This is a genomic window from Streptomyces sp. NPDC002125, assembly GCF_053593715.1.
This window is the reverse complement of the sequence record NZ_JBSFDD010000031.1, coordinates 1-17405: the sequence shown is the minus strand read 5'-3', so window position 1 is coordinate 17405 and position 17405 is coordinate 1. Positions and strand designations below refer to the sequence as shown.

Annotated in this window: 8 protein-coding genes and 2 pseudogenes; 4 read left to right on the top strand and 6 right to left on the bottom strand. The window is 71.9% G+C overall.

The window, feature by feature from the left end; all coding sequences use genetic code 11:
* Window positions 1-124: 124 nt before the first annotated feature.
* Window positions 125-1789 carry an IclR family transcriptional regulator domain-containing protein gene (locus ACWCQM_RS34830; RefSeq protein ID WP_450919074.1) on the top strand — a complete coding sequence of 555 codons (1665 nt, stop codon included), beginning with the start codon at window positions 125-127 and terminating at the stop codon, window positions 1787-1789.
* A 92-nt stretch (window positions 1790-1881) separates the two neighbouring features.
* Here the strand turns inward: ACWCQM_RS34830 and ACWCQM_RS34825 are convergent, their stop codons facing one another.
* Window positions 1882-3789, bottom strand: a complete 1908-nt coding sequence (locus ACWCQM_RS34825) for a protein kinase domain-containing protein (protein WP_450919073.1) — start codon at window positions 3787-3789, stop codon at window positions 1882-1884.
* 221 nt (window positions 3790-4010) lie between these two features.
* On the opposite strand from ACWCQM_RS34825, the gene tkt reads away from it, so the two are divergent.
* A complete protein-coding gene (gene tkt / locus ACWCQM_RS34820) occupies window positions 4011-6212 on the top strand; it encodes a transketolase (RefSeq protein WP_450919072.1) in 2202 nt (733 codons plus the stop codon).
* A gap of 52 nt (window positions 6213-6264) precedes the next feature.
* Here tkt and ACWCQM_RS34815 read toward each other — a convergent pair whose 3' ends face one another.
* The 4 genes from ACWCQM_RS34815 to ACWCQM_RS34800 all read right to left on the bottom strand — a co-directional run bounded on the left by ACWCQM_RS34815 (window position 6265) and on the right by ACWCQM_RS34800 (window position 12512).
* Window positions 6265-9123 carry an NHLP bacteriocin export ABC transporter permease/ATPase subunit gene (locus ACWCQM_RS34815; RefSeq protein WP_450919071.1) on the bottom strand — a complete coding sequence of 953 codons (2859 nt, stop codon included), beginning with the start codon at window positions 9121-9123 and terminating at the stop codon, window positions 6265-6267.
* 1 nt (window position 9124) lies between these two features.
* Window positions 9125-11398, bottom strand: coding sequence for an NHLP family bacteriocin export ABC transporter peptidase/permease/ATPase subunit (locus tag ACWCQM_RS34810; RefSeq protein ID WP_450919070.1), 2274 nt, complete (start codon window positions 11396-11398; stop codon window positions 9125-9127).
* Window positions 11395-12201 (bottom strand): HlyD family efflux transporter periplasmic adaptor subunit, encoded by an 807-nt coding sequence (locus ACWCQM_RS34805; RefSeq protein WP_450919069.1) that lies wholly within the window; start codon window positions 12199-12201, stop codon window positions 11395-11397. Before ACWCQM_RS34805 ends, ACWCQM_RS34810 begins: the two co-directional genes overlap by 4 nt.
* 83 nt (window positions 12202-12284) lie before the next feature.
* Complete coding sequence (locus tag ACWCQM_RS34800; protein ID WP_450919068.1) at window positions 12285-12512, bottom strand: type A2 lantipeptide; 228 nt, start codon at window positions 12510-12512, stop codon at window positions 12285-12287.
* A gap of 764 nt (window positions 12513-13276) precedes the next feature.
* Here ACWCQM_RS34800 and ACWCQM_RS34795 point away from each other — a divergent pair.
* Complete coding sequence (locus ACWCQM_RS34795) at window positions 13277-16015, top strand: cellulose binding domain-containing protein (protein ID WP_450919067.1); 2739 nt, start codon at window positions 13277-13279, stop codon at window positions 16013-16015.
* Between the two features lie 119 nt (window positions 16016-16134).
* Window positions 16135-16992: pseudogene (locus ACWCQM_RS34790) on the top strand (FAD-dependent monooxygenase); the annotation flags it as partial.
* Between the two features lie 193 nt (window positions 16993-17185).
* Here the strand turns inward: ACWCQM_RS34790 and ACWCQM_RS34785 are convergent.
* Window positions 17186-17405, bottom strand: a pseudogene (locus tag ACWCQM_RS34785) (coagulation factor 5/8 type domain-containing protein); the annotation flags it as partial.

Here is a 17405-nt window from a genome sequence, read left to right as displayed (position 1 = left end):
ACCGCCCATCCCTTAGTGTTCGCATAGTGAAGTTTCCTTCACTATGATGGGATGAGTCTGCCGCCCGTATCAGGGCTCTGTCAACGGTCCCGACCCCTGCCGCCACCCAGCCGACGGAGAGCACATGGCACCGACCAGCACGTCACAGTCCGGCGCGCAGGCGCCCGCGGAGGCCGTCGCCCCGCTCATGCGCGGCATCGCCGTGCTGCGGCGGCTGACCGACGCGGACGGTTCCCTCAGCCTCAGCGACCTGGAGCGTGCCACCGGACTCGCCCGCTCCACCGTCGACCGGATCACGCTCACCCTCGCCCGCACCGGATACGTCCGCCTGGACGGGCGGACCGTCACCCTCGCGCCGCGCCTGATGGAGCTGGGCAACGCCTATCTGTCCTCGGTCCGCATCCCCGGGCTCCTCGGTGAGGCGGTGGACGCACTCGCGGACGAACTCGACGAGTCCGTCTCCCTCGCGGTGCCCGACCAAGAGGGCATCCGCTTCGTGCACCAGGCCACCAGGCGCCGGGCCATGTCCCTGCGCTTCCGCATCGGCGACCTCCTGCCCGCCGAACGCACCGCCCCCGGCACGCTCTTCGCCACCCTCTGGGGTCCGGGGGAGTGGCAGGCCTGGAGGAAGAGGCGGGAGGACGATCCGCAGGGCGCGGGCTTCCCCTCCCTGCCGCGGCGCGACCCTGCGGCCGACGACCGGTTCGAGGAGCGCGTGGAGGCGGCGCGGACCGACGGCTGGGCGCTGGACGACCAGCTGATCGAGCCGGGGCTCCTCGCCCTCGCCGTGCCCGTGCGCGACCCGGCCGGAGGCATCGCGTGCGTGCTCAGCGTGGTCAGTCACACCAGCCGGCACACCGCGCGAGGGCTGCGTGACAGCCTGCTGCCCCGGCTGCGCGAGGCATCGGCGGCCATGGAGTCCCGGCTGCGCGACGCGCCTCCCGCACCCTCCGCACCCGCCCCCGGGCCGCTCGCCTCGTGGACGGCGGCCTCGAAGCAGGAACTGGGCCGTGAGTTCGTCGAGTCCCTCGCCAGGGGCCTGACCGTCATCACCGCCTTCGGCGACACGGGCGCGGCCCTTACCCTCAGCGACGTCGCCCGTGCCACGGGGCTCTCCCGCGCCAGCGCGCGCCGTGCGCTGATCACCCTCGAACACCTCGGCTACGTCGAGGCCGACGGGCGCGAGCACCGGCTCACCCCGCGCGTCCTGGCACTCGGCTACCCGCCGCTCTCCCGCATCACCCTGGCGCGGATCGCCGAACCGCACCTGGCCGCCCTCGCGGGGAGGATCCACGACTCCGCCTCCCTCGCCGTGCTGGTGGACGACTCCGTCCAGTACATGGCGCGTGCCGCGACCCACCGCATCATGAACGTCAACATCACCGTCGGCACCCGCTTCCCCGCCTACGCGACCTCCCTGGGCCGTGTCCTGCTGGCGGACCTCTCGGCCGACGAACTCCGGTCCGTGCTCGCCCACGCCGAGCTGCGTCCGCTGGCCCCGCACACCCTGACCCGCCGCGACGAACTCGAAGTGGTCCTGGAGGGGGTGCGCGAGAAGGGGTACGCCCTGGTGGACGAGGAGCTCGAAGCGGGCCTGCGCTCGATCGCGGTGCCCGTCCGCGACCTGGCGGGCACGACGGCCGCCTCCATCAACGTGGCGATGCACAGCAGCAGCCGCACGATCGCCGAGTGCCTGGAGCAGGTGCTGCCCCAGCTCCGCCTCACAGCCGGGAGCATCGAGTCCGAACTCCACACCGCGTCCCGGTTCACCCACGTGGCAGTGGTGTGACCGGTGCGCTCCGCGCCGGGTGATCAGGCGATGCGGGGCGTCCCGCCCGCCCTTTCCGCGCCCGCCTCCCCGGTCCTTGCCTCCCTGTCGTCTCAGGCGTGGAAGCCGTTGCACGAGACGGCGGTGAAGTCCTCGGGGCCGCCCTCGACGTGGTAGAGCACGACGGTCCAGTCACCCCGGTCGTCGCCCACCGGAATCGCGTCGAGGGTCCGGTCCTCGAAGTGCGCCCGGAAGTCCTCGGGATAGCTGAACGTGAGGGTGCCGCCGGAGGACCAGGCGGAGAAGATGTCAACGGGCTTGCTGGTGAAGCCGATGCCCTTGCCGGCGGCCCCGGTGGGGCCGCCGGTCGCGGGGTCGGTCCCGTGCGGCGGACGGACGCCCACGGCCACGTAGTAGGGCGAGGGCCGCTTCCCCTCGCCGACGTCCGCCGGGCGCAGTTGCACCGAAGCGGTGTCCGAGCCCGTGGTGTGCGAGACGGACGACTGGAGGTTCACGGGGAGCGAGGCCGCGTCCAGACCGGACAGGGCGCAGGAGCCCATGCCCATGGCCGCCTGCTCGGGGTCCTCGGACAGGGTCCAGCGGTCCTTCGACTCACGGCCGTTCAGGATGTGGTCGGGCGGCCCCGCGGCCGGGGTGGTGGCCGTGGTCCCGGGCGACGCCTTTGACCCGCCCGCCGAGCCCGAGGAGCCCTCCGCCGCCCGGTCGCCCGGGTCACCCGTAAGCAGCCAGGCCGTCGCCGAAGCGGCCAGCACGGCGGCGACCGCCGCGAGCCCGAGTGCTCCCCGGCGGCCGGTACGGGCGGGGCGCGCGGTGCGACCGGGATCGTCGTACGGAGTGGCACCCGGCGTGCTCACGGGCGCGGTGAGGGGCCCTTCGGGCCCGGCGGCCCTCGCGGCCGTACGGGCGCTCCCGGGTACGCGTGCCTCCCGGCGGGCGACGGTCTCTCCGTGCTCAGCCGTCCCGCCGGGCACGACCGCCTCGCCCGGGCCGACCGCCCTTCCGGGCGCCATCGCTTCCCCGGATACGACCGACTCCCCGGATACGACCGACTCCCCGGGGCCGACCGGCGACCCGGACACGACCGGCCCGCCCCACTTCGCCGTGTCGGCCGTCGGCAGGGCCACGGTCGCCGTCCCGCCCCGCACGTCCGTCGCCCTGTCGCCGGTCAGCGACCGGTAGTGGGCGTCCGTCGCGAGGGGAGAATCCACCGCGCACCGTGCGATCACGGCCGAGGGGTCCGGCCGGTCCGCAGGATTCTTCGCGACGCACTCCCGGATCAGGGCAGCCAGCGCCGGGCTCACACCGGCCACGTCGACGTCCTCGTGCACCGCGCGGTAGCTCACCGCCGCCGCGTCCCCGGAGCCGTAGGGCGGTCTGCCCGTGGCCGTGTACGCGAGCGTCGCACCCAGCGCGAACACGTCCGCCGCGGGGCCGACCTCGTTGCGCAGGACCACCTCGGGGGCCGCGAACCCCGGGGTTCCCGGCGCCGACCCGTCCCTCGTGAGCACCGTCTGCCCGAGGCCCCGGGCTATCCCGAAGTCGATCAGCTGCGGGCCCTGCGGGGAGAGGATCACGTTCTGCGGCTTCAGGTCCCGGTGGGTGACGCCGTGGACATGGACCGCCGCCAGCCCCTCGGCGAGCGCGGCGAACAGCTTCAGCGCGCTGCCGGGCGGGAACGGTCCGCCCGCCACCACCGCCGCGCGCAGCGTCGGCCCCGGTACGTACTCGGTGGCCAGCCAGTAGGGCGGGGCGTCGAGGGAGGCCTCTATCAACTGGGCCGTGTACGCGCTGCGTACGGCCTCCACGGTCGCGGCCTCCCGCCGGAACCGGGCCAGCGCCTCCGGGTGATCGCTGATCTCGTCCCGGATCACCTTGACGGCGACCAGCCGCCCACCGGGGGACCGGCCGAGATACACCTGTCCCATTCCGCCGGCCCCGAGACGGGCGATCAGCTGGTACGCGCCTGTGCGCGTGGGGTCCTGGGGCCGCAGCTCGTCCACCGGCACGACTGTGCCACATCAGCGGTCCCCGGACCCGGCGTCCCGGAATCCGGGGCACGGCCCGACCCGTGGACCGCGTGGCGACAGCGCCCACCGCACCGCTGGGCCCGCTCCGGGTGCGGAGGGTGAGGAGGAAACAGAGGATGCGAAGAGTGGCGAGCCGTGCCGACCGGCCCCGTCGCACCGAGAAGCGACATCCGGGGGAGACAGGGAGACACACCATGGCGCCCGAACGATCCTCTTCCGGCAGCACCGCGTCGCGGGACCCCGGCCTCGCCCGCCCGGTGGCCGAACGCGCCGGCTGGAGCGACGTGGACCTGCGGGCGGTGGACACCGTCCGTGTCCTCGCGGCCGACGCCGTACAGAAGACCGGCAACGGCCACCCCGGTACGGCGATGAGTCTGGCACCGCTCGCCTACCTGCTGTTCCAGCGGGTCATGCGGCACGACCCGGCCGACGAGCGCTGGCTCGGCAGGGACCGCTTCGTCCTCTCCTGCGGCCACACCAGCCTCACGCTCTACATCCAGCTCTACCTGGCCGGCTACGGCCTGGAGCTGGACGATCTGAAGGCCCTGCGGACCTGGGGCTCCGCGACCCCCGGCCACCCGGAGTACCGGCACACCAGGGGCGTCGAGATCACCACCGGTCCGCTCGGCCAGGGCATGGGCGCCTCCGTCGGGATGGCGATGGCGGCACGCCGCGAGAGGGGGCTGCTCGATCCCGACGCCGCCCCCGGTGCCAGCCCGTTCGACCATCACGTCTACGTGCTGGCGTCCGACGGCGACATGATGGAGGGCGTCGCGTCCGAGGCCGCGTCCCTGGCCGGTCATCAGCAGCTCGGCAACCTCATCGCCTTCTACGACTCCAACCACATCTCCATCGAGGACGACACCGACATCTCGTTCAGCGAGGACGTCCCGGCCCGCTTCGCCGCCTACGGGTGGCACGTCCAGACCGTGGACTGGACCCGCACCGGCGACTACGTCGAGGACGTGGACGCGCTGCTCGCCGCGATCGAGGCGGCGAAGGAGGAGCGCACCAGGCCGTCGCTGATCATGCTGCGCACGATCATCGGCTGGCCCGCGCCCACCAAGCGGAACACCGGCAAGGCGCACGGCGCGGCCCTGGGTGACGAGGAGGTGGCCTCCACCAAGCGGCTTCTCGGCTTCGACCCCGGGACGTACTTCCCCGTCGAGGACGAGGTCCTCGCCCACACCCGGGCGGCCGGGGAGCGCGGCAGGGCCGCACACGAGCGCTGGCAGCAGACGTACGAGGAGTGGCGCACCGCGAACCCGGAGCGTGCCGCGCTGCTGGACCGGCTGCGCGAGCAGGCACTGCCCGACGGCTGGACCGACGCGCTGCCGGTGTTCCCGGCCGACGCGAAGGGCATGGCCACCCGCAAGGCCTCGGGCGAGGTGCTCAACGCCCTCGCCCCCGTGCTCCCCGAGCTGTGGGGCGGCTCCGCGGACCTCGCGGGCAGCAACAACACCACCATGGACGGCGAACCCTCCTTCGTCCCCGAGAACCGGCAGACGGCCGAATTCGCCGGAGGACCCTACGGCCGCACCCTGCACTTCGGCATCCGTGAGCACGCCATGGGAGCCGTGCTCAACGGGATCGCGCTGCAGAGCCTGACCCGCCCCTACGGCGGCACGTTCCTCACCTTCAGCGACTACATGCGCCCCGCCGTCCGCCTCGGCGCCCTGATGAAGCTCCCCGCCACCTATGTGTGGACCCACGACTCGATCGGGCTAGGCGAGGACGGCCCCACCCATCAGCCCGTCGAACACCTGGCGGCCCTGCGCGCGATCCCCGGCCTCGACGTCGTACGCCCCGGCGACGCCAACGAGACCACCGTCTGCTGGCGGACGATCCTGGAACACACCGACCGCCCGGCCGGGCTCGTCCTGACCCGGCAGAACCTGCCGGTGCTCGACCGCGCAGACGGTGTCCACGCCCCCGCCGAGGGTGCGGCGCGCGGCGCCTACGTCCTCGCGGAGGCGTCCGGAAAGGCCCCCGACGTCATCCTGGTGGCCACCGGGTCCGAGGTCCACATCGCCCTCGGCGCCCGCAAGCTGCTGATCGACGAGGGACTGGCCGTACGCGTGGTCTCCATGCCCTGCCGCGAATGGTTCGCCGAACAGCCGGTGTCCTACCAGGACGAGGTCCTGCCGCCCGAGGTGCGCGCCCGCGTCAGCGTCGAGGCCGCCGTCGGCCAGGGCTGGCGCGAGGTCGTCGGCGACGCGGGCCGGATCGTGAGCCTGGAGCACTACGGCGCGTCCGCCAACTACCAGCGGCTGTACGAGGAGTTCGGCATCACGGCCGAAGCGGTGGCCGCCGCCGCGCGCGGCAGCATCCGCGACGCGGTGGAGGCCCCCAGGCCGGGCGGGCAGCGGGTCGAGGGCGCCGGTGGTCCGGCCTGACCGCTACGAGCGGCTTCCCGGCCGTGCTCCCCGGCGGGAGCACGGCCGGCCCTCAGGCCATCTGGCGGCGCACCAGTTCATGGAGCTGCCCCGACGTGTCCGCGAGGAGTTCGGCGGGCGGCCCCTCCTGGACGACGCGGCCGTCCGCCATGACGATCACACGGTCGGCGTCCAGCACCGTGGACAGCCGGTGCGCGATCACCACACGGGTGGCCCTCAGGGCCCTGGTGCTCTCGATCACCGTGCGCTGGGTCTCGTTGTCGAGGGCGCTGGTGGCCTCGTCGAAGAACAGGATGCGCGGGCGCCGGACCAGCGCCTGCGCGATCATCAGACGCTGGCGCTGGCCGCCGGAGATCGAGCCGCCGCCGGAGATCATCGTGTGCAGCCCCATCGGCATCCGCTTGATGTCCTCGGCGAGACCCGCCAGGGCGGCGGCCTCCCAGGCCTCCTCCTGGGAGTAGACCTCGGCGCCGCAGATGCAGTCCAGGACCGATCCGGCCAGGGGCTGCGCGTTCTGCAGAACGACACCGCACTGACGGCGCACGGCCGCCTGGTCGAGCGCCGCCAGGTCCTGGCCGTCGTACAGGACGCTGCCCGAGGCCGGCTTGTCGAAGCCGATGAGCAGCCGCAGGAGCGTCGACTTCCCGCAGCCGCTGGGGCCCACGACGGCCACGAACTCGCCCGGCCGCACGGTCAGCGACACCTCGTCGAGCACGAGGGGGCCGTCCTCGGAGTAGCGGAACGAGACACCACGGGCCTCGATCTCCCCGGACAGGGCTCCCGGCTGGGTGCTGGTGCCGCGCACCTCGGGCGCCTCGTCGAGCACCGGCTTGATCTGCTCGAACATCGGCAGCACCGCCGCGGCCGACACGAACGCCCCGGTGAGCTGTGTGACCGCCGTCAGCAGCATCGTCACGGACGTGTTGAAGGTCAGGAACTCCCCGGCCGTGAGCGAGCCGCGCGCCGGCCCCGCCAGCAGGACGAAGATGATCAGCGAACACAGCGGCAGATAGACCGCGTTGAGGACCGTCGTCAGATTCTTGATCCGGCCCGCCCGCTTCTGCAGCTCACGGCTGCGGGCAAACTCCGCCGCCCAGGCGCCGTACGCGAAGCTCTCCGCCGCTGCGACCCGCAGCTTGGGCAGCCCGCGCAGCGTCTGGAACGCCTGGTTGTTCAGCTTGTTCCCCAGCTCCACCAGCCGGCGCTGCCAGCGCAGCTCCCACATGCCCATGGTGAGGAAGACCCCGGCGATCACGACCAGCATCGCCACCGCCGTGAGCGCCAGCGGGACGCTGAACCACAGCAGCAGACCCAGATTCATCGCCCCGAGCGTCCCCGCCTGCACCACGACGGGACCGGTGCCGGACAGCACCCGGCGGATGGTGCTGACACCCATGGCCGCGCTCGCGAGTTCCCCCGTGGAGCGCTCGGTGAAGAACCTCGTCGGCAGCCGCAGCAGACGGTCCCAGACCGCCGGCTGGAGCGTGCTCTCGACGCGCCCCTCCATCCGCAGGATCGTCAGATTCTGCAGCAGCATGAAGGCCGCCGAGACGACGCCGGTGATGATCACGGCCAGCGAGACCTGAACGATCAGGTCCGTCCGGGCGTCGGGCACGTACACCCCGAGGACCTTGCCCGTCGCGATCGGCACCAGCGAGCCGAGCACGACCGTCACCAGGCCCGTCAGGACCAGCCTCCGCAGGTCGCCCCTGGTGCCGAAGAGACCGAAGCGGAGAAGCTGCCGTCGGCCCAGCGGCCGGTCCGGCAGCGGCCGGTAGAACATCACGGCACGCTCCTCGAACTCGGACGCGGACGCGCTGTCGACCCGGCTGCGCCGGCCGGTCAGCGGGTTCACCGCCTCGTAGCGGCCACGGCGCCACAGCAGGGCGACCGGCGCCCCGGACGCGGCCCGGCGACCGACCAGCGGTCCCGAGTTCTCCCGCCACCAGCGCCCGTCGAGCCGCACCGCCCGGGTACGGACGCGCGAGGCGACCGCCACCCGCTCGACCGGATCGACGCGTTCGCTCACCGCGCCGCCCGCCGAGGGCTCCGCGAGGACGATCCCCGAGTCCCCGGCCACCAGGCGGCAGGCCGCGTACACCGCGTCGTCCGAGGCCCCCCGGGCAGTCGAAGTCCCCCTCCCGGAACGGCCGATCGAGGTCAGCAGCGCCTGGTCCGCCTCCTTGCGGACGGCCTCGCCCGCCCTCATCCCGGCGGCGGTCCGGTCCTCGTGTGCGCGCTCCAGCTGCTCGATCCAGCGGTCCAGCGCCGACAGCAGGCGGTACTGCTGGTCGACCATCCCCTGCCACATCGCCGCGTCCACGAGCAGATCACCGGCGGCCTCCGCGCTGAAGGCCGCGCCGTACTGGACACTGCCGGGCGAGACCGGCAGCCAGAGGATGTCGTCGTCGCCCACCGAACCGTCGAAGGCGGTCCGCCCGTCGAGCGGGGCCTCGAACAGCACACGCTGGCTGCGGCCCACACCGAGCGAGAACGCGTGCTCCAGCAGACTCAGCGCCGCGTCCCCCGTGTCGTAGTGACTGCGGTACTGCCCGTCGTACGCCCCGTGGTCGGGGTACTGGGGCCGGTACAGCTCACGCAGCGGGATCCGGCGCAGCACGCACTCCTGCAGGGGGCGTCCGACCAGGGTGTGCTGCGGGCCCTCCACCGGGCCCAGCACCAGGGTGCCCGGTTCCAGGCGGCCCAGGAAGTGCCAGTGTCCCTGCTCGGCCGCGTCGACCGCGAACAGGTCGAGGGCGCCGCCCACGACCAGCCAGAGCACCTGCGGGCCCTCCAGCGACAGGCTGCGCAGCCCGGTGCAGTCGACGGGCGCGCCGAGCGCTCCCAGCGCGCCGACGACCGGGTCCTGCCCGGGAGCCTCCGTGCCCGCCAGGGGATGTGCGGATGCCACGTCAGTGCTCCCTGACCAGTTCGGCGTACGGGCCTCCGGCCGCCACCAGCTGCTCGTGCCGGCCGCGCTCCACGACGGTCCCGTGGTCCAGGACCACGATCTCGTCGCTGTCGCGCACCGTGCTCAGCCGGTGCGCGATGACCACACAGGCGCAGCCCCGCCGCCGCAGGTTGTCGATGATGATCCGCTCCGTCTCGGCGTCCAGCGCGCTGGTCACCTCGTCCAGCACCAGGATGCTGGGGCGGCGTACGAGCGCGCGGGCGATCTCCAGACGCTGGCGCTGCCCACCGGAGAAGTTGCGGCCGTCCTGCTCCACCCGGCTGTGGAGGCCACGGGGCCGGCGGGCCACGACGTCGTACAGCGCGGCGTCCCGCAGGGCCTCGGCCACCGCCTCGTCGGGCACCGAGGGGTCCCACAGCGCCACGTTGTCCCGGACGGTCCCCTCGAAGAGGAAGACGTCCTGGTCGACGAAGGAGACGGACGCGGCCAGCGCGCCCCTGGGGATGTCCTCCAGACGCTGCCCGTCGATCCGGATCGAGCCCTCCCACGGGCTGTAGAGCCCCGAGATGAGCCGCGAGACCGTCGACTTGCCACTGCCCGAACCGCCCACGAGCGCCACCTGCTGCCCCGGCCCCACGGAGAGGGAGAAACCGGTGAGCAGCGGCTTGTCGAGCGGGCTGTAGCCGAAGGTGATGTCCTCCAGCGTCACATGGCCCTTCAGCCGGCGGGTGCTCGCGGCGGGTTCGGGACGGGAGTACAGCGCGTCCACCGGGAAGTTCTCCACATCCTTCAGCCGGGCCACGTCGGCGGCGAAGTCCTGGATCCGGCCCGCCACCCCGTTGAGCCGGGTCACCGGCGCGGTGAAGCGGGTCACCAGCGCCTGGAAGGCGACGAGCAGACCGATCGACAGATGCCCCTCGACGGCCCGCAGACCACCGATCCACAGGATCAGCGCGCTGTTCAGCGTCGCCAGCGCGGGGGCGACGACACCCAGCCAGGCGCTCGGCACCCCGAGGCGCTGCTGCTCCTCCAGCGTCGTCGCGTGCTGGCCCGCCCACCGGCGGAACCAGCCGTTCTCGCCTCCGGTGGCCTTCATCGTCTCGATCAGCTGGAGGCCGGTGTACGACGTGTTCGTCAGCCGCGCGCTGTCGGCCCGCAGCTTCTGGGTGCCGGTGGCCCGCAGCCGTACGACGATGCGCATCGCGACCACGTTGAGCAGCGCGATCCCCACGCCGACGACGGTCAGCTGCGGATCGTACGTCCACAGCAGGACGGCGTAGAGCAGGACCACGATGCCGTCCACACCCGCCGCGGTCAGATCCCGCGCGAGCGTCTCGGCCACCGCGTCGTTCGACTGGAGGCGCTGGACGAGGTCGGCGGGGCTGCGCTGGGAGAAGAAGGTCACGGGCAGCCGGAGCAGATGCCGGAAGAAGCGCGCGCTGCCGAGCGTGGACGAGATGATGCGCCCGCGCAGCAGATTCGCCTGCTGGAGCCAGGTGAGGACGACGGTGAGGGCCACCGTGGCGCCCATGGCGGCGAACAGCACACCCAGCAGGGAGGTCTGTTCACCGATCAGGAACATGTCGATGTACGTACGGCTCAGGGCCGGGAGCGTCGCACCGACGGCCACCAGGAGCAGGCTGGCCAGCAGGGCGGCCAGCATCGTGCCCGTGGTGCCGCGCAGCCGGGCCGGCATCGCGGACAGGACACCGGGCTTCCGGCCGCCGGGCCGGAAGTTCTCGCCGGGTTCGAGCACGAGGACGACCCCGGTGAAGCTGGTGTCGAAGTCCTCGGCGGGGACGAACCGGCGTCCCTTGCCGGGGTCGTTGACGTACACCCCGCGCCGCCCGAGCCGGCGTCCCGCTCCGTCGTAGACGACGTAGTGGTTGAACTCCCAGAACAGGATCGCGGGCCCCTGGACCTCGGCGAGCGCCGCCGCCTCCATCTGCATGCCCTTGGCCTGGAGACCGTAACTCCGGGCCGCCTTCAGGACGTTGCTCGCCCGTGAACCGTCACGTGAGACGCCGCAGGCGATGCGCAGCTCCTCCAGGGGCACATGGCGGCCGTAGTGGCCCAGCACCATCGCCAGCGAGGCCGCGCCGCACTCCAGGGCCTCCATCTGGAGCACGGTGGGGGTGCGCACGGTCTTCGTCCGCCCGGGCTTCGGCGCGGGACGCGGGCGCCGTCCGCTGCCCGGCAGGCTCTCCGGGCGGTGTCTGCCGCGCCCGGGAGGCGCCAGCTGCTGGGCGGTGGGGGAGGGGTGCGGTGCGGTCACGGGAGCAGCCAATCGATCGGGCGCTGGTCGGCGAGACGGACGGAGCCGGTGGCCAGGGTCATGGAACCGATCGCGTACGGAGGGCCCTCGGCCGAGGACCAGCGGTAGCCCGACTCCGTGGAATCCGAGCGCTCGATCTTCACCAGGACCGCCAGCGGCCTGCCGTCACGGGAGAACTGCTTGCCGAGCTGCGCGTCGCCGAGGAAGCGGGTGATCTGCTGCTGTGTCTGCGCGGACCTGCCCACCGCGGCCACCTCGCCGCGCAGCACCCCGTACTGCTGGGAGGGCACGGACTGGACGGTGAGGTCGACCGGGGCGCCCACGGGGACGGACGCCGCGCTGCTGCCGGACACATAGAGGAGGACGACCAGCGGGTCGTCGGCGCCGTCGATCCGTTCGACGCTCGCCACGTCCGCGCCGGTGGTCACCACCGCGCCGATCGTGGCCGTCACCGAGGTGAGCCGGCCGGCGTCGATCGTCCGGACGACGCGCTCGCCCTGCTCCGTACGGACCTTGAGCAGCGGGGAGTCGCGGGGCAGGGTCTCGCCCTCGTCGGCGAGCACCTCGGTGATCTGTCCGGCCACCGGGCTCTGCAGGAGGTAACTGCCTCGCGCGTGCGTGAGGATGCCGGGCGCGTCGAGGGTGCTGGCGACGGAGCCCGTGACGGCCCAGAAGCACGCGGCGGCCATCACCGCGACGGTGACGGCCAGGACGAGCAGCCCCTGCGGACGGGCGAAGCGCACCGGGAGATCGAGCTGTTCGGGCGACTGCAGCTTGGAAAGGGCCTGTTGGCGGAAGTGCACGGAACTCTTTCCTCACCTGTCAGCGGTCGGCACCGAGCCCCGGAACCGGGTGGTTCCGGGGCTCGGCGGGGTACTGCCGTCTCTCAGAGACCGGCGGTCAGGCCGGAGGCCAGACCGGTGACCGCGCCGGTGTTCACGCCGGTGGCACCCTCGACGAGACCGGTGACCGAACCGACGATGCCGGCGACCGGGACGATGCCCTCGACGGTGCCGGCGACGTTGCCCACGAGGCCGCCCACGAGGCCGCCCGAGACGTTGTCGAGGTCGGCGTCGGAGATCTCGGCGGTCTCGACCTGGGGGGTGTAGTTCATGATGAGCGCTGCCCTTCGTATGGAAATTGCTTATATACGGAAACCCGTTGTGCGGCCTCCGTATGGCCCAGGATCAAAGCACGCTTGCACCACGAACAGCCAATCGAACTGCGGTGGATCTGTGGTTGTCGGGCCGCTGGAATGGCCGTACGTGCAGAACTGTTCATTCTGTGGGGGCAGATCCTTCACGAACTTCACCGGATGAATTCCGCACCGGCGCGGGCGCATGCCCCTCAAGTCGGGCAGTCCCACCTCAAACGGCGTCCGGACCGGTGCGGACCTGGCGTTCCGTGCGGGGGTGCGTGATCGGTGTGCGCACGCCGTGTGCAGGTTTTCCCGATTCCGTTTGCCAGGCGAATTCCCCGTCGATTTGAGTGCGCCGCCAGACCGGTTCGGAAGGTGTCGGTATTCACGACGGCGTAAAGGTGAGTGCGGCTCTCTTTTTCGTGTGCGTCGAATGTGATCGAGCGGCGCATTTATGGAGCGCTTTCCCTGATGCTGTGTATTCGGGGTCACATGCGTGCGGATGTGTGGAGGAGCTGTGCCGCATTCCTGTCGTCCGTGGACGACATGGAGGGCCGCGCACCCGCGGGTGCGGGCGGTGCGCGGAGGAGGGTGGCGGATTCATCCGATGAAACGCGTGCACCACCCTTCTCTCGGGCGACACGCGGCGCTACCATCGGGTTGCTTCATGGGAGCGCTCCCACCTCTGTTCAGTCCCGTACCGCCGCTGTGCGGCGGACCAGCTCGGAGAGGACGTTTCCGTGCGCTTGAGCGCCAGACCCATCGCCGCCCTACTGGCGGCACTCGCCCTGACAGCCGGGTTGTCGATCACCGGCACCCAGGCGGTGGCACGCTCCGACGAAGGGCCCGCCTCGGCCGAAGCATCGGATGTGTCCATCGCGGCGGACACCTACACCTGGAAGAACGCGCGGATCGACGGCGGCGGCTTCGTCCCCGGCATCGTCTTCAACCGGTCCGAGAAGAACCTCGCCTACGCGCGCACCGACATCGGCGGCGCCTACCGCTGGGACCAGTCGGGCAAGCAGTGGAAGCCGCTGCTGGACTGGGTGGACTGGGACCGATGGGGCTGGTCCGGGGTCGTGAGCCTCGCATCGGACACCGCCGACCCCGACAACGTGTACGCGGCGGTGGGCACGTACACCAACAGCTGGGACCCGACGAACGGAGCGGTCCTGCGCTCCTCGGACCGCGGCGCCTCCTGGAAGGCCACCACCCTGCCCTTCAAGCTCGGCGGCAACATGCCGGGACGAGGGATGGGGGAGCGGCTCGCGGTCGACCCGAACAAGAACTCCGTGCTGTATCTGGGCGCCCCCAGCGGCAAGGGCCTCTGGCGCTCCACCGACTCGGGAGTCACCTGGTCCGAGGTGACCGCCTTCCCGAACCCCGGCAACTACGCGCAGGACCCGTCCGACACCAGCGGATACGGCAACGACAACCAGGGCATCGTGTGGGTGACCTTCGACGAGCGCTCCGGCAGTGCGGGCAGCGCCACGAAGGACATCTACGTGGGCGTCGCCGACAAGGAGAACACCGTCTACCGCTCCACGGACGGCGGCAGCACCTGGTCCCGCATCGCGGGCCAGCCGACCGGGTACCTCGCGCACAAGGGCGTACTCGACTCCTCGACCGGCTACCTCTATCTGACGACGAGCGACACCGGCGGCCCGTACGACGGCGCCAAGGGACAGGTCTGGCGCTACGACACCGCGTCCGGCGCGTGGAAGGACGTCAGCCCCGTCGCCCTCGCCGACACCTACTACGGATTCAGCGGTCTCTCCGTCGACCGGCAGAAGCCCGGCACGCTGATGGCCACCGCCTACAGCTCCTGGTGGCCCGACACCCAGATCTTCAGGTCCACGGACAGCGGCGCGACCTGGACGAAGGCGTGGGACTACACCAGCTATCCGAACCGCGCGAACCGCTACACCCAGGACATCTCCTCGGTCCCGTGGCTCAGTTGGGGCGCCAACCCCTCCCCGCCCGAGACCGCGCCCAAGCTCGGCTGGATGATGGAGTCGCTGGAGATCGACCCCTTCGACTCCGACCGGATGATGTACGGCACGGGTGCGACCGTCTTCGGGACCGAGAACCTCACCGCGTGGGACACCGGCGGTCAGTTCAAGATCACCCCCATGGTGAAGGGGCTGGAGGAGACGGCCGTCAACGACCTGGCGAGCCCGCCGTCCGGCGCGCCGCTGCTCAGCGCGCTCGGTGACATCGGAGGCTTCCGGCACACGGACCTCGACGCGGTGCCCGCGATGATGTTCACCTCGCCGAACCTGGACTCGACCACCAGCCTGGACTTCGCGGAGACCTCGCCCGGGACGGTCGTACGGGTCGGCAACGCCGACGCGGCACCGCACATCGGCTTCTCCACGGACAACGGCGCCAACTGGTTCCAGGGCTCCGAGCCCTCCGGGGTCACCGGCGGCGGCACGGTGGCGGCCGCGGCCGACGGCAGCGGATTCGTCTGGAGCCCGGAGGGCGCGGGGGTCCACCGCACCACCGGGTACGGCAACTCCTGGACCGCTTCCACCGGCATCCCGGCAGGGGCGACGGTCGAATCGGACCGGAAGAACCCCAAGAAGTTCTACGGGTTCAAGGCCGGCACCTTCTACGTGTCGACGGACGGCGGAGCGACGTTCACCGCGAAGGCGTCCGGCCTCCCGGCCGAGGGCAACGTCCGCTTCAAGGCGCTCCCCGGCGCCGAGGGCGACATCTGGTTCGCGGGCGGCGCGGCCAACGGGACGTACGGACTGTGGCGTTCCAACGACTCCGGGTCGAGCTTCACCAGATTCTCCGGAGTGGAGCAGGCCGACAGCGTCGGCTTCGGCAAGGCCGCGTCGGGGGCCTCGTACCAGACCGTCTTCGTCAGCGCGAAGATCGGCGGGGTGCGCGGCATCTTCCGGTCCACCGACGCGGGCGCGACCTGGACGCGGATCAACGACGACGCGCACCAGTGGGCCTGGACCGGTGCGGCGATCACCGGCGACCCGAGGGTCTACGGCCGGGTGTACGTCTCGACGAACGGGCGCGGCATCCAGGTCGGCGAGTCCTCGGACACCGGCGGCGGGGGCACGGACCCCACGCCGACCCCCACACCGACACCCACGCCCACCCCCACACCGACTCCGGACCCGACGGACCCTCCGGCGGACACGGAGTGCGCGGTGACCTACACGATCACCAACCAGTGGTCCGGGGGTTTCCAGGCCGATGTGACGGTCACCAACACCGGTGACTCGGCCTACAACGGCTGGCAGCTGGGCTGGACCTTCCCGGGGGACCAGAAGGTCGGCCAGATGTGGAACGCCACCCACACGCAGGACGGTGCGAAGGTGACCGCGAAGAACGTCGGCTGGAACGGCACGGTGGCACCGGGCTCCTCGGTGGGCTTCGGCTTCACCGGCACCGGGACGTCCGTCGGCACCGAGCCGTCCGCGTTCACGCTGGGCGGTGAGGCCTGCGGCGTCAGCTGACGTGCGCCGCGGGCCGGTGCGGGGGGAGCGGCTCCCGCACCGGCCCGCGGGTCACCGAATGGACACCGCTCCCCGGGCGTGCTGCATTGGAGGGAACGCACCTCGCCTGGGAGGCACCTGTGGTCGACGTCGATGTGCTGGTCGCAGGGGCGGGACCGGTCGGTCTGACGGCCGCGTCCGAGCTGTGCAGGCGCGGGGTGTCGTGCAGGGCCGTCGACCGGCTCCCGGCGCGTCTCCCGTACGCGAAGGCGGTGGGCGTCCAGCCCCGGACGCTGGGGATCTGGGACCGGATGGGGATGATCCGCGAGGCGCTGGAGACCGCTGTTCCGTTGAAGGGGCAACTTCTCTATGTCAACGGGGAAGAAGGCCCGCGGATCGATCTGGAACTCCCGCCGGAGGCGCCCTACGGATTCGCGGCCCTCCCGCAGTACGAGACCGAGCGCCTCCTCGAGGAACTCCTGGAGCGCTGGGGCGGCCGGATCGAGCGCGAGACCGAACTCCTCTCCTTCGAGCAGGACTCCGGCGAGGCCAGGGCCGTCCTCTCGCTGCCTTCGGGCGCCACGGAGGAGCTGACAACCCGCTACCTCGTGGGCTGCGACGGCGCCCACAGCGCCGTACGCAAGGGGCTGGGCCTGTCCTTCGAAGGCGCGGCACTCCCCGAGGAGTACATGCTGGGAGACGTCGAGGTCGACTGGGACCTGCCGGCCGGTTACGGCGTCAGGGCCTCGCACGTACTCGACGGGCACACCGACGACATGATGGTGTGCATCCCGCTGCCCGGCGAGCGCCGGTACCGGATATCGATGCCCACCCCTCCCGAACTCTCCCGGGAGGCACGGCCGGACGCCGACGGGGTGACGCACGGCCTGAGCGGCGAGAAGGGCCCGCTGCCGGGGATCGAACACATACAGGCGGTACTCGACCGCCTCTCGCCCCGGCCCACGACCGCGTCCCGGCTGCGCTGGTCCTCGGTCTTCCCTCCCCATGGTGGGCGCGGCGGCGGCAGCGGTGATCGCGGGGTGGCCTCTTCCACGCCGTCCGCAGGCGGAGGGCCGCCGGCGCGCAGGAACACGTACGCCCCGCGCACGGGGCATGACGCGGGGCCCGGCAGCGACTCGCTGCCGGGCCCCGCGCCGTCCGATGAGCCGACTCCGCTCATCTCACCCCGGCTCAGGGGAAGGACACCACCTGCGACGGGATGGTCGATGTACCGGATGTGGGGGAGCCGGTGTTGTTGATGACGTGTTCGTACTGCCCGTTGCCGCCGAGCGAGACGACGAGCAGGTCGTGGAATTTCACTCCGGGTTTCACGGGTGCCTGGAAGCCGTGGTGCTGGCGGATGGTGGGGTCGACGTTGTAGTAGCAGTAGCTGCCCATGCCCCAGCCCTCG